The sequence below is a fragment of the Fertoeibacter niger genome (genome assembly GCF_009380135.2).
Taxonomy (GTDB): domain Bacteria; phylum Pseudomonadota; class Alphaproteobacteria; order Rhodobacterales; family Rhodobacteraceae; genus Fertoeibacter; species Fertoeibacter niger.
This window is the reverse complement of sequence record NZ_WHUT02000003.1, coordinates 1-13,266: the sequence shown is the minus strand read 5'-3', so window position 1 is coordinate 13,266 and position 13,266 is coordinate 1. Positions and strand designations below refer to the sequence as shown.

General features: G+C 55.6%; 13 protein-coding genes. 4 read left to right on the top strand and 9 right to left on the bottom strand.

Annotation, left to right across the window (positions count from 1 at the left end):
• Positions 1 to 56: 56 nt before the first annotated feature.
• The gene (locus tag GEU84_RS05655) at positions 57 to 1,265 is read left to right on the top strand and encodes a phospholipase D family protein (RefSeq protein ID WP_152825062.1); all 1,209 of its coding nucleotides are present in this window, start codon (positions 57 to 59) and stop codon (positions 1,263 to 1,265) included.
• Here GEU84_RS05655 and GEU84_RS05650 read toward each other — a convergent pair.
• Positions 1,262 to 2,647 carry a DNA adenine methylase gene (locus GEU84_RS05650; RefSeq protein WP_152825064.1) on the bottom strand — a complete coding sequence of 462 codons (1,386 nt, stop codon included), beginning with the start codon at positions 2,645 to 2,647 and terminating at the stop codon, positions 1,262 to 1,264. The genes GEU84_RS05655 and GEU84_RS05650 overlap by 4 nt on opposite strands.
• 89 nt (positions 2,648 to 2,736) lie before the next feature.
• On the opposite strand from GEU84_RS05650, the gene GEU84_RS05645 reads away from it, so the two are divergent.
• The gene (locus GEU84_RS05645) at positions 2,737 to 3,867 is read left to right on the top strand and encodes a DNA methyltransferase (RefSeq protein ID WP_152825066.1); all 1,131 of its coding nucleotides are present in this window, start codon (positions 2,737 to 2,739) and stop codon (positions 3,865 to 3,867) included.
• Positions 3,868 to 3,995: 128 nt separating this feature from the next.
• Here the strand turns inward: GEU84_RS05645 and GEU84_RS05640 are convergent, their stop codons facing one another.
• From GEU84_RS05640 to GEU84_RS05610, 7 genes are all read right to left on the bottom strand, one after another.
• Positions 3,996 to 6,704, bottom strand: coding sequence for a DUF5906 domain-containing protein (locus GEU84_RS05640; protein ID WP_152825069.1), 2,709 nt, complete (start codon positions 6,702 to 6,704; stop codon positions 3,996 to 3,998).
• A gap of 123 nt (positions 6,705 to 6,827) precedes the next feature.
• Positions 6,828 to 7,727, bottom strand: a complete 900-nt coding sequence (locus GEU84_RS05635; RefSeq protein ID WP_152825071.1) for a hypothetical protein — start codon at positions 7,725 to 7,727, stop codon at positions 6,828 to 6,830.
• A complete protein-coding gene (locus GEU84_RS05630) occupies positions 7,724 to 7,921 on the bottom strand; it encodes a helix-turn-helix transcriptional regulator (RefSeq protein WP_152825073.1) in 198 nt (65 codons plus the stop codon). The genes GEU84_RS05635 and GEU84_RS05630 overlap by 4 nt, the downstream gene beginning before the upstream one ends.
• A 125-nt stretch (positions 7,922 to 8,046) precedes the next feature.
• Positions 8,047 to 8,715 carry a hypothetical protein gene (locus tag GEU84_RS05625; RefSeq protein WP_152825075.1) on the bottom strand — a complete coding sequence of 223 codons (669 nt, stop codon included), beginning with the start codon at positions 8,713 to 8,715 and terminating at the stop codon, positions 8,047 to 8,049.
• Complete coding sequence (locus tag GEU84_RS05620) at positions 8,712 to 9,890, bottom strand: tyrosine-type recombinase/integrase (protein WP_152825077.1); 1,179 nt, start codon at positions 9,888 to 9,890, stop codon at positions 8,712 to 8,714. The genes GEU84_RS05625 and GEU84_RS05620 overlap by 4 nt, the downstream gene beginning before the upstream one ends.
• Positions 9,891 to 10,334: 444 nt before the next feature.
• Positions 10,335 to 10,538, bottom strand: a complete 204-nt coding sequence (locus tag GEU84_RS05615; protein WP_152825079.1) for a hypothetical protein — start codon at positions 10,536 to 10,538, stop codon at positions 10,335 to 10,337.
• Between the two features lie 441 nt (positions 10,539 to 10,979).
• Complete coding sequence (locus GEU84_RS05610) at positions 10,980 to 11,144, bottom strand: hypothetical protein (RefSeq protein ID WP_174539348.1); 165 nt, start codon at positions 11,142 to 11,144, stop codon at positions 10,980 to 10,982.
• A gap of 665 nt (positions 11,145 to 11,809) precedes the next feature.
• Here GEU84_RS05610 and GEU84_RS05605 point away from each other — a divergent pair.
• Positions 11,810 to 12,109 (top strand): hypothetical protein, encoded by a 300-nt coding sequence (locus tag GEU84_RS05605; RefSeq protein ID WP_152825081.1) that lies wholly within the window; start codon positions 11,810 to 11,812, stop codon positions 12,107 to 12,109.
• Positions 12,110 to 12,221: 112 nt separating this feature from the next.
• Positions 12,222 to 12,695 (top strand): hypothetical protein, encoded by a 474-nt coding sequence (locus GEU84_RS05600; protein ID WP_152825083.1) that lies wholly within the window; start codon positions 12,222 to 12,224, stop codon positions 12,693 to 12,695.
• On the opposite strand, the gene GEU84_RS05595 is transcribed toward GEU84_RS05600, so the two are convergent.
• Complete coding sequence (locus GEU84_RS05595) at positions 12,683 to 12,847, bottom strand: hypothetical protein (RefSeq protein WP_174539347.1); 165 nt, start codon at positions 12,845 to 12,847, stop codon at positions 12,683 to 12,685. The genes GEU84_RS05600 and GEU84_RS05595 overlap by 13 nt on opposite strands.
• Positions 12,848 to 13,266 lie beyond the last annotated feature (419 nt).

The following is a 13,266-nucleotide window of genomic DNA, read 5'->3' as shown; positions in this document are numbered from 1 at the left end:
GCTTCACAGCACACGCCAGAGGATAGTGCCGCAAGAAACTGCAAGCGGGTGATACCTTGAGATACTTAAATAGTGCGACGCAAAACCCCCAAGATGCCGTGGGGCACTGGGTTCAAGCAGAGAACGCTGCGGAAATCAACCACCTCAGGGTAACGAGTGGATACTTTTCACTGAATGGCTTAAGTGCGTTTAAAGCAATAATAGATGCCCTTAACGCAAATCAGCGAGATATCTCTGTTGTGATTGGGGCGAACGCCCGAGACACCCTTCAATCAGACGTAGACGCTTTAATCGACCTTATACAACACCCCCGACAGAACACGAAAATCGCAGTTGTGGGTTTCTCAAATGGCCTTTTTCATCCCAAGGTTTACCATCTGACGAGGACGGACGGAAGTCAGCTTGCGTACATCGGCTCCGCAAACCTAACACCAGCGGGCATCACGGGGCTGAACATTGAAGCCGGAATGCTTCTAGACTCGAGGAATGGCGACGATCCGGGCGTTCTGAACTCCATCGCCTCTTCAGTTGACGACTGGTTCCGCGCACCACTCGATAGTCGGGCCAACATTGTCGCTGCCAAAGCGGACACCTCTCAACTCGTTGCCGACGGGCTTCTAGGTATAGCCCAACCGCCGCGTCAGGGAACCGCTGCACCGGCGAACGGACCGTCCAAACGTCCATCGCTCAAGCCACTTGTCGTTGCGCCCTCAATTATCCAGCCCGCCCCGGCGGTTGCAGCACCAAATGCACCGCCAGCGCCGCCGGCGCCGCCTGCCGGACAACAACAAGCAGTAGCGCCTGCACCACAACCGCCAGTGGCGGCAGCGGTTGCAAACGATGTGCTAGTCGCCGAAATCGGTAAGGGCAACCGCTGGAAGCAAGCCAACTTCCCTAAGGAAGTTATGAAAACCTACTTTGGCGTCGATCCCCTTGCAAACGAACATGTTTCACTCATTCCGGTTACAGCGGCGGGCGTAGCTTCGCCACCGGTAAACACGCAGGTTGTTCACGTTAAAAGCGTGAATTTCAGAATTGAACTCACTGCCGTCAATGGAATGGCGTATCCGGCTCAGAACATGCCGATTGCGGTCTTTAGGCGCACCAAACTCAAGGAATTTAGGTATCACGTTTATATGCCCGGAGACGCAGAATACGCAGCACTAGATCAATTTCTAACGACACGCTATGTAGGCCGTTTCCTGCGTCGAGTTATAGCAAACGCTGCTGATCTTGCAGTTATCGCACCGCCGATTAACGTTTAACGAGCACCCTTGCAAATTATCAGGAACTCAGCCTCAGCCGCACCCTCTTTGTTTAAGTCGGTGCGGTTAAGCTTGGAGTGAACAAAACTTCCCACTGAAACCACGTCCACCTCAGCGTAGTAATTTCTACTAATTTCGAGAATTGCATCAATAGTCATCACTCTCGGATGAGCATCTTTATCGGCGGCATATGGCGAGTACGACACCACAATTGGGACCCCTTGGACGGCTACGCCTTCAAACATTTGGTCGAATGCCAAAGGAGCTTGGCTCCGAATGCAAAATGGAGATTGATGCCGCTCCTCTCGATAGGCTCCCCGACTAGGCAACACTTGACCGTTCACTTTGTTTGTTGAAATTCTAGGATCGTCACGAAGCGCCATTGTTTCAAGAACGTGATAAAACCTACTGTAGTGATCTCTTGTGTAAGGAGGATCAGCATATACTACTCCACCTTTTAGATTAGTCTCACGAATGAAATCTAAATAGTCCAACCTAACAGCCCGGCAATCAAAAGGTGGACGTCGCAAATTAGAGTACTTTGATATCGCACTGAGAAAAGACGTGGAAGCAACACGCATCCGATCTCTCGCAACCAATCCATACAAGTTGCCTTTAACCATGCCCTCCTTGTTGCGAGGGCGAATTGGTTGAGCGAACTGCTTTCCCACAGTGTTTACCAAATCGCTTGCACACGTCAGCGCCGCAGCAATAAGAGTATCCTTTGTGTCTTGCCGATAACTATGTGAAAGCGACAAGATAACGTCCAGTTCTGCGGCCTGTCGGAATGAGAAGTAAAGCCCTCCGAAGTGTCGAAGCATCATGGCAGAATATTTTCCGGCATCTGATAGGGAAGAAATGCGTCGTTCCGCCTCCCTATGAGCTTTATCCACTATTGCGTTTGCTGATTTTGTCACGCTGATTTGGAGAGAGCCTGCCTCAAGCAAATCTGCTAGAAGTTCCGTCTTACCTTGCGATGCGAGTTTGATAGCCTCTTGCTCAACTTCTATTAACGGCATCACTGCACTGATGACACCTGACTTTAACGATTCATCTATTCTTGTCGAAAGAAGTTGGCCTACTTCGTCAAAACTCACTGCCACTGGTGAAAGCAGTGAATTATTAAGAACGCGAGAGTATTCTTGAATATCCACAGATACAACGGGACGGCTTTGCGCTAAGAATGAAGAGACCGTTCCTGATCCGGAAAATATATCATAAACCGTGCTGCCTACCGAAGTTACACTAGATAGCGCGTCTTCAATGCTTGTGAGCGCGCGCAGTTTGCTACCGAGGTAGTGGATCGGACGCCATGGACTAACCGCCGTGTCGATGCCATACGGTTCGCTCGCGACCACGGCTCCATGCAGATTTGCTTTCATCTTGTCCGATTCTCGCTGATCGTGTAAGTGTAACCGTATATGGTGTGCGCTCGAAGCCCAAGCCCTACAATTAGTCAAAGGAGCCGCAAGTGCTAGACGAAGTGATCCTCAACCGTGCCAAGCAGGGCACCAAGGGCAAAGGGGTTGAGGATGTGCCTGAACTGCGGCTTGGTGACAAGGGGCCTGTGTCGTTTCTCGTTCACGGTGACAATGACGAAGTGCTTGACTGCGTTAGCCCGCTTTTGAATGGTTCTGTTAAATGCGTCTACATTGATCCTCCTTATAACAACCTTGAGTCATACACGCACTATGAAGACCGCGACACGCATCGCGATTGGATTGATCGACTCACTGGACATGCTGAGAGACTTAAGCCGTTACTCTCAGAAACTGGCAGCATATGGATTTCAATAGATGACCGTCAGGTGCATTATTTGAAAGTTGCACTTGATGCGGTTTTTGGGCGTGGTAACTTTGTGGCGACAGTTATTTGGGAGCACAGGAAGACGCGTGAGAATCGTCGGGCTTTTTCTAATAATCACGAGTATATACTTGTTTATGCAAAAGACGCGGAAGCCTTCAAGAAGTCGCGCAATCGTCTTCCCTATGATAGCGAGGTCCTAAAACGCTTCAAGAATCCAGACGGCGATCCTCGGGGGCTTTGGCAATCAATCTCCCTAAATGTTCAGGCTGGGCACGCAACAGCGAGCCAGTTTTACGAGATAGTAGGGCCATCAGGAAAGAGACACGCACCACCCCAAGGAAGGTGCTGGATGTATACGCTAGATCGGGTTCGAGAATTAATTTCAGACAATCGCATCTATTTTGGCAAGAATGGTACTGCCGTTCCACGATTGAAACGCTTTCTCTCTGAAATCGATGGGGGGTTGACTCCACAGACTTTATGGCGCGCAGATGAAGTTGGTACGACAGATTCTGCAAAGAAGCATACTATCAGTTTGTTTCCCGGATTACCCGTGTTTGACACTCCGAAGCCCGAGGAATTGATTGATAGGATTTTTGGCATAGCCGCCAATCCCGGTGATCTAGTGTTGGACAGTTTCCTTGGTTCAGGCACGACTGCCGCTGTGGCTGTCCGGCGAGGGCTGCGCTTCTTCGGTATCGAACGGGGCGACCACGTAGTTACCCATTGCCACGACCGGCTTAAGCCCCACGTGACTAAGTTTGGTGGAACGGTCCATTTCCTACGTCAGCGGTAGGTTCGATGGTCGGCGTCGTGTACCGCCCGGTATCGACCTGATTTTTCCGCTCAAGTGTATATGGAGTCGCCCCGGCATGGACACCCCCCACCCCCCACCTATGCCCCCCTCCTTGTGGAGGTGTCCGGTCAATCGAGCGCCCAGTCCTCCATGCCGTCGCCCCAGTCGTATGCCGACACATTCTGATGGAAGAGGAAGGCCATACGAGCATCAGTCAGCTTGGGCAGCGTAAGGACGCGCCACGACTTGGATGCCTGACCACTGACGTTGATGCGCCTGACGCGCACAGGGGACAGCGCCACAGGGGCGAACACACGCGCGGGCTGCGGATAGCTATGCCCCACCTTGCTGCTGTTCTTGATGAAATGCTCGGTCAATGCTGTCACCCGTACTTCCCACGTCCTCCCGTCGAAGTGCGAACATGCAGGCAGACGGCCAGCTTCAAGAAAATCAAACAGCACACGCTCAGGGCCAACTACAGAAGCCATCTTCTGTTTGTCCTTGGCTTGAGTGAACGGGATGACACTCGGGCGGAAGGCCGATATGTCGCGCGTCCGCAGAGCGTGCATGAAAGCCTCCATCTCCTGTGGAAATGCGTCATGCGCTGCGGACCAGAACGCAGCATTGTTCGCGTGTTTGGCCGAGACGTTTAGCACAAACATTCGGCGATCATGTCGGGCCAAGTGCGCCACCTGTTGTGCGTTGGAGGTCATGAACACCCGCGCGAAGTTTCGGGCCTCGATTACCGCAATGCCCTTGGGGTTATAGCTGGCCGTTTCATTGGTAATCAGCGCCTTGATCTTGCTTTCAATCTTGCGGTCATTCGGGGCAACGGCTTCTTCAAAGTGCAACAGCACCTTATTTAGGGCGCGGTCATTGTGCGGTCCGACGAAGTGATCTGCGTCAGAGGTGGATGCGCAGTAGCGCGACCCGAGCAGTTTACGCAGCAAGGTCATAAATGTGCTCTTGCCCGTCCCTTGTTCCTCGCTTTGCAGTATTACAGCCGTTCCCGGCAGCACATGGGGTTTCTGAACCATATGCGCCAGATAATTAAGAAGGTATTCCGTCGCATCGACAGAACTCGAGCAAATAATGTCGCGGATTAGATAATGAATTGCAGGCCATGTCCCGGCAGCGGGCATCGTTGCCCAGCCTTGAAATAGGTTGAATACCTTTTCCCCATTTATATCTACCACCCTTTCAGTCGTCTCAAACCGCATTTCCTGCTTTGCGTATCGGCGGGCCTTTGGGCTTTCCGTCCACATGCGAGCAAATCGCTCAACATGCGGTTTATCTTCCGAAATGTTGAAAGACAGCAGAACCAACTCGTGAACTTTCGCCTCTTGGAAGGCGCGCGGTCGCCAGAACTCTTGTGCGCCGCTTTCAGGATGAAACGCATCCCGAAACACCATCGCGGAGCCGCCATAGTTTTCGACAATATAAAACTTCTCGTTGTATTCCTTAAAACGGACCTTAACGCTAATCCGCTTTTCCTCGGCGATCATTTCGCCCATGAAGTCGTTTAGCTCAATAACCTCTGTGGTCGTGGCGCTTTGAGCCATAATGCAGGCATCAAGGCACAGCTTCGCCATATCGTCCTTTTTAGCCGCCCGCAGCATATTGGTAAGGCTGTTTTGACGTTCGGGCGTCAGATAGCGGAACAGGGGGGCAAGGGTTTCAGCATCAGTCCCGCGATACAGCCCCTCCGTGATAAGGTCTTCTGCGCGCTGTTGAACCCTGAACTTGACGTAACCGCTCTGACGGCAATCCCAAAGATCGGCCAATGTCAGGGGGCCAATATCCACATGGGCCGCAGCCTCAGCCCTACGGCTTGGCTCGGTCTTAATCAGGGAGTCGCGCCATTCCTTCGCCCAAAGGCGGTCCAACTTTTCAATGCGCGACACTGACCCTTTGTCCTCGGCCAGTTGAACAAGCCCGCTCGTTGCGATGACCTGATAAGCAAGCTGCTCGTCGGTGCAGAACTGCGCCGTTGCGTTCAGGATCGCCTTGAATGTGGTTGACCAATCGTTCGCCCTGCGCCCGTCACGAAAAGCTTCCCCGTTCTTCCCTGCCGACAGGATCAGCTTAAGCTGTTTCGCGTCTGTGACGCGGCCGGGGGTGATGACGCCATCTGCGGGAAGGGTCGCAACGCCCGTTGCAGGCCCGTCACCCTCATTGAACTTGCGATGAAGCGACTGCACCTGCGATGAAATGTCTGCAATCTCCGTGGTCGCGTTCGGGGCCTCGGGCTGATGATCGCCCGTCACGACAAGGAAGGATCGGATAAGGAGATCAATGTGGTATTCCGGGTGCTTCACGCAGGCTTTGTCGGTCGGGGGCGTGGGGCATCGCCCGATGAAGTGCCAGCCCTTACCCGAGCGTGAGACTTCGCTGTAAGTAAGAGGCGTAAGCCGTTCTCGGATCAGGCGTTGCTGTTCAGCCGCCCCGTCCCGATGTTCGGGGGCCACCTTGTCAAGGTCGTCCAGATCGACACAGGCGAAGTCGTTGCCGACACCCAGGACAAAGCCTAGCCCAAGCGAGGGATCGGCGGCAATGGCCTCCATGGCGTCTGCGAACGTGCAATGGTTCGCAGCGTCGTGATGATCGACCGGATAAGCCGATACGATGACGCCGCCCCCTGTGCCGCGCGTGACGCGGTGGGGCTTCTTGTCCCGTGCGACCATCCAGCACGGCGCGGCCCTCATGTCAGCCGGGACGGACCTGTAACGGGTCGCGGCGAGGTGATCGGCCTCCGATGAAAGGCCATCTGTGGACATGTAGTCCGGGGTGACAGGGGCGACGGTCGAAGCGTCAAAAAGGGTCGGAAGATTCACCATCGTTCTGCCTCAAAATCCCGGCGAAACGGGCGGAATGTCTGGCATGTGTCTGCGACAATCACACGCCAGCACCTAAGCCGTTCTGTCGGAGGGGATTATTGGGATCGACCTCCTGATAGGTTATCAGGAAGTCGCCTTTTTCGACTGATCGGCCATCGCGCGGTCGGCTGACACGAGCGCGGTCTTGGCTTCCAGCACCTTGTAGCCCGCAGCCGTGTCTTGCAGGTCTTTCAGCCCGCCCTCATTCATGCACTGCCATGATGCGACCTGTTCAACGCTGACCCCTTGCACCGCTGCCGTCTGCTGGAACGCTTGAAGGCGACGCTTGGCCCCTTCGCGCATCTCGATGGCGTATTGCAGGGATTCCTCCTCCTCAGCCGTCAGGTTCGGTTCAACAATGCGAGGCCGCGGCGCAGGGTTCGCATTGCTGCCCGCCCGTGCGTCCACAGGGGCGAACAAGATGGTGCCGTCCGCGCTGACGAGTTTGGTATTGTTCAGCACGAAATCCGCGACGATGGGCGGGAGGAAATCGTAGTTGCTAACCATGCGATCCTTGGGATTCACAAGGACGCTGGGCGGCGGTTTGACGTTGAAGTGCTGCGCCTCCTGGGCCAGTTGCACCGCCTCATGCAGCGCGTTTGCAACGGCAGGGAGGGTGTCCAGCCATTCGGCCAGTTGCTTGCCGATCACGTCACGACGCTTCACCAACCGCTGATACCATGCCTTTTGCGCGGCATCCCGTTCGCGCAGCGTGATCTGATCCCGCAGGGCTTCCAGACGTGGCATGGCCCCTGACAGCCGCGCATGGAGCAAACGGGATGCGTTCAACCGTTGCTCGATTGCCGCTTCCTGATCCTCAGGGGTCAGGATGTCGGCCAGCAACCGCTCGTCCTCTGCGACGGTTTCGGCCACTCGCGCAAGTTCTGCTTGCGCCTCAGCGATCAAGCGCGCAACGCTGTCGCTGGTGTGGTTGTCGCCCTTCTTGGTCAGGGCATGATGAATGTTGACTGCAACGCTGGTCATCGCGCCACCTCTTGAAGGGAGTTGATCCAGCCGACAATATCGCCGTAGCGCCATGCCACAGTGTTCGGCCCTGTTTGAAGCGGCTTCGGGAACTTCCCTTGCCTGATGTGCGAGTAAAAGGTCGAAACAGAAAGCCCGGTCAAATCGGCCACTTGTTTCGCCCGTAGAAGTCTGTTGGGGTCAATCTGTTCCATGTCACACCTTTGTGCGTCTCATGGAATCATCATGCAGCGCCCCGCCCTGTTGCGCGTCCCTCGAGTGCCAAAATCAATTTGAGGGACAAAACGCGGTTATCATCATTTCCACAGAGGGGGCTTTTTCAGCCCTCCGCCTCGGACGATGATGCAAGGGGCGCGCGGGCTAGATATTCGTCCTCAGCCATTTCCTTTGCCAGCTTGCGATGGCTTTCCCAAACAACCCGCACCCCATCCCATGACAGGCTCAAGGCAGGAAATTGCTTGTTCAAAACCCGCACGACGATGCTTGCGGCATCGTTATTTGGCTTTGCGTTACGGCGGTTATTTTCAAACTTGGCTTTGTTGAACACCGCCGCGATACCAAACTCGGAGGTGAGGATATTCATAAGGCTGAGGATGAGCGCATTACGTTCAGCGTCGTTTGGTCCCTTCTTTTCGTCTGGTCGAACAGTATTCACCAGATCACGAAAAAGACGGGACATGAAGGGTGTGTTCAGCCTGCCGCTCAACGCGACCTCATTGTAAAGGAAGGTTGCCGCGTCATGGAACTGCGGAACCGTTTGCGCGCCCTTAACAAGTCTGGTCAGGATCAATTCCTGCTCGTCGGGTGATTGGTCGAAAAATTGTTGCAAGGCAATGTCCGGCCCTATTGCGTATGGAAACCCAATCTCTGTCAACGCGGCATCGACTTCGGGGGAACGAGTTGAAAAGACTCGCCCTGCAACCGTCGCAAGGTAATCCCGTGCGCGCTGTTCCATGACTTCAACAGGTGGCGGGTTCGGGCGGCTCACGATGCGATGCTCACTACCTTGGCGCTGCGTTTCGTCACCAGTTCGGCCCACCGATCAAGGACGATGGCCCGTTTGTCCAGTTGCGCGGACAGGTTGTAAACACGGGCGACTGCGCTTGCGGCTGATGCGCTGGCCGAATGGTTCAGGATACGGTCAACGATCCCTTCGTCTGCCCCGCCCTCAGCCATGATGGTTGCGAACGCGGTGCGGAAGTCGTGGAACGTCCAAGGGGCCATGTCCTCGGGCAGCAGCTTGTCAATTTCAACCTTGACCTTGGAGAAGCCCGACACGGGGGTTTTCCCTGTTGTCGTGAACATGAGGTCATTCGTCGGGGTGACGGCTGATGCGATTTCAAGGGCGGGTTCGGACAGGTGGACGATATGCGCCTTGCCGTTCTTGGTGCGCGACCCCGGCAGGTCGATGCGGCGCTTGTCGAAGTCGATCTCCGAATGACGCAACCCGACGATGTCCCCCCGGCGCTGCGCTGTCAGGATCAGGAGACGAATGATCGGCGTCCACAGGGGGGATAGCAGGCCAGCCGCGTCATAGATCGCGCGAACCTCAGTCAGGGTCAGCAGGCGGTCGCGGGGCTTTTCCTTGCCGGGGGCTTTGGCGAGGCCCGCACCGATGTTCTGGTCAATGTAACCGCGCTTCCATGCGAACGAGGTGAACGCGCTGATTGCCGCCTTGTAGCGGTTCGCCAAAACCTTGGTCCCCTTCCCCGCCACCTTGTCGATGAACTCTTGCAGGTGCCGCCGTTCGACCTTGTTCATCGGATCGTCCAAACGGTTGCCAAAGGCGACTTCGATCTGCTTGCGGCGCTGCTTGCCCGTGCGAAGCTGGGCGAGGTGCATTTCGTCATAGCGGTCAAGGATCGTCCTGACCGTCTGCATGTTCTTGACCTCGGCCTTGCGGTCCACCCCCTCAACGGCTTCCTTCTCAAGGGTCAGGGCTTTCTCTCGCGCCTCGGCCAAGCTGATGACGGGGAACCGCCCGAGCGTGTGGCTCCGCAGCTTGCTTTCGCCCCGCACCCGCTTCTCAAAAACCCATGTCTTGATCCCGGTAGGGGCAACACGGACCCGCAGCCCTACGCGCTTGCTGTCCGAAACGTCATACCGCTTCTCCTTCGGCTGCAACGCCGCCACCGACCGATCCGTCAGCATCACCCTTGCCATGGCCCGTCCTTTCACTGGCGTCTTCTGTCAGACATATAGCAGACAAAATTACACATCACGCATCGCTATCGCTTGCAACGCATGATAACGCGCTGCAATGTATAGAACAATGAAAATAAAGGGTTTTAGTGATGCTGCACGGCACTTCTCGCAACGCCTCGGCACGGCCTGCAATGCCTAGATGTTGTGACTGTTAATCAATTGGTCGTAGGTTCGATCCCTACCGCCGGAGCCAAAAAATCTAATAAGGTCAGATGGCTACGCAGAACCCGCTTTGGCGGGTTTTCTGATTTTTCTGCCTAGGGTAACACTGGGGGTAACAGATTCCTTCATATGTTCTGGGCAATGAAAACGGCCGGAAGCTTCGCCACCGGCCCCTGCATTGCTTGCATCGCCTTCACTGCCGGGACCTATTCCCGCGCCGCCTCACCCCTGCCCCTCGTCTCACTCAGTGTGCCGCAGGCTCACTACCTCCCCGACTCCCATTTGCAGGGCGTCGATTGCCGCTGTGATCGCAGCACTCGCCGGGTCGCTCGACGAAAGAGCATCATGATCGAACGCCAGAGATGCTAGCGCCGTCACTAGCCCTTTCACGCGCGCAAGTTTGGCGTCGGTCGTATCAAAGGCCTCGCGCCACTCAGCGTTCATGGCGTCACTCTTTCAAGCGTCTCCGACAGATTGCGGGCCTTGCGGACTACTTCCTCGGCCAGTGCATAAGCGCTATGGCAAATAATGTGGACGCCGTCTGACGCGCTCTTGAAACCGCCGGGGTAGAATTCCTACCTGAGAACGGCGGCGGTGCCGGTATTAGATTGAGAAAGGGTTCTGAAAAATGTTAAGGATTGGTGCTCGTCATGCGTTCTCCTACATGGAGTACAACTATGATGATAAGTGTTATTCTGAGACGACCTACTATCACGTTGTAGATGCCCAAGAAGGGATGCTTGTTTCCGTCCGGGATGTTGATGGCAAACTGAAGATCATAAATTTGACCTCTCCGATGTTGGTGAGCGTAACTGAGCGATGACGGCCATTTCAACGGGCGCGAATGCTTCGTGCCCGTTGAACATAGGCGCATCCTGCTCTATCTCACGCCAGATTATCTCCACCACCGAAGTTCACCGACAGCAGCGCCGATTCCATCTGTGCCGGTGACTGGCCCAGCTCTTTCGCGCGCCCCATCGCCGCGATCCGCACGGCTTTAGAATCCGCTGGCGTTGTGTTCCTGCCCGAGAACGGCAACGGGCCTTGCATGGCACTTCGGAGGGGCAACAAGTGATGCTTACTTCCCAACGCTCTGACAAAGGTCTGGCGGAGTAGCACGGCAGAACCTCTGCCGTGCTACCTGTTATCGCCAGATCAACACTATACTGACGAAAAGCTGTAGAAGTGCGGTTTTTTCCGAAACGGACAGCCCCACCCACCAAGCGAATAAATCGCCCATGGCATTTTCTCCCCAAAACAAGGGTTACATATGCAGGTTGTGCGGGGTGGGGTCTGAGCCCGTGCATACCCAAATCGACAAATTGAACACCAAGGTTTGAGCCTGGGCCAGCGATGGTTGGGCGTCGCAGACTTAGCGGAATGGTCAGGGGATGGCAAGACGCTTCAGGTTGAATATGTGCAAACATTCAACCGCGAAGAAGGCCGGGAGGCATCGCCCCCGGCGCGGATCGGACCTGCTACTGGCGTGCCGATCCGCGCAGTGCACTCGGCATGTTCGCCACCCACGCCGCAACGCTCAGTCGCTGACTTTCCATCAGATGCCGCCTGTGCAGGTTGTGGCTGATGACGATCGCCAGCACGTGGTCGCCGTCATGCCAGTGCACAAAGAGAGCGGCAAGGAATCGTTGGCTCGGTGTTGCCCTTGTGAAATGGTGCCGTGGAACGGTGAAGCGCAGATAATGGCGGATGGGTAGATGAACGATGCACTTGTAAGTATGTTCAAATCAATTTTCGCCTTTGTGACTTGGAGCGCCATTCTATCGCTTTTCACAATCGGCGCTGCCATGGTTTGGAGTGGGCGAGTTGAGACTTGGTTGGCCTATGCCATCGTGTTTGGCGGCCCCCTGATCAGCATCACCTTGGGCGGGGTAGTCGCTCTCATGATCCAAAACAATGACCTCTTGCGGCAGATCGCACAGGAACGGAGCGCCGGTGATGTGCCCAGTACATTTGCGGCAGAAAGGCGCGAGCCAACGCTGCGGGCTATGAAGTGAGGATCACGGGCGAATACCGTCGCGTCGAGCACGGCGGTGACGTCGAGGTTATGCAATAGTGGAATGGCCGCAGTGGCTTACCGAAGCGCGGATAGCGTTGGCGGGCACCGCAATGAACACGGTCTTGGCAGTTGGTTCTGTGCTGTATGCCCGGCGCATGGCAAAGAACGACACCGAAAGGATGCGCCGAAAGGCATTGGTCTTTGAGTTGGAGCGCAGCGGGGTCAATGAAGAAGCGCCTGAATGGATATCTTACTATCTCATTGTCAGAAACCTTGAACCCATCGGCGCGAAAGTTCTAACCATAGCCGCAAAGCCCAAGGCTGGCAGAGTGCTGAGCAATCTAGACGCATATGGTGACCACCCCGGATACGACGCCGCGACCGGTAGAAACCACCTCAAAAACCCTTTGCCCGATTTGCGCCGCACTGATCTCAACTATCGGGTTGGGCCAAGCGGTTCATCCAGATCGGCGAGTGGGGCTTCTCCGGGTGACACCGTTTACATCCCCTTCATGGCGAAAAATGTCATGAAAATCGGTGACCTGTCGTTTGAGTGGGAATGGGCCGATGGTCAGAAAAGGTAGCCGTTGGCCTCTAGCGCCAGCACCATGAAAGCCAAGTTCAGCACGACTGCGGCCCAGCTGAGACGCAGCGCAAACCGAGTCCCCCGCGCCCGCGCCGCCTGGTGAAGTTGATCGAGATCGCCTGCCCCGATCGGCTCCGGTTCTTTCGCCATCCATCACCCACCACGGCCCGCCCCACGGCGGGCCTTTTGCGTTCCGCCGAGCATTGCTGGACTATCGACCGCCTTAGCCGCCAAGTGCAGGCATCAGCCATACCTGTCGTAGAGCGTAGATCCACTGGACAGCAGGGTTGTGTGCGACTGCAATGCACGGCGCGATTTCTGCTGTGACGGCATGTTGTCCAGGAAGGTAGCGGCACCCTGTAACGCTATGCCCCCAGCCTTGAACACCGATGCCCGCCGGGCCTGCTTGCCGTCGAACCGCGCCGATGCGGCTTGCTGCGACCGGCCGAGGCTGTGTGAAAACCTCCAGATATGGTATGCTTCCTGCGATACAGGAGTGCATTTATGTCAGGTTTCATTGAAGGGGTAGACCGGGATCAGGTGACGCTGTTTCCGGACCGTCTTGAGGA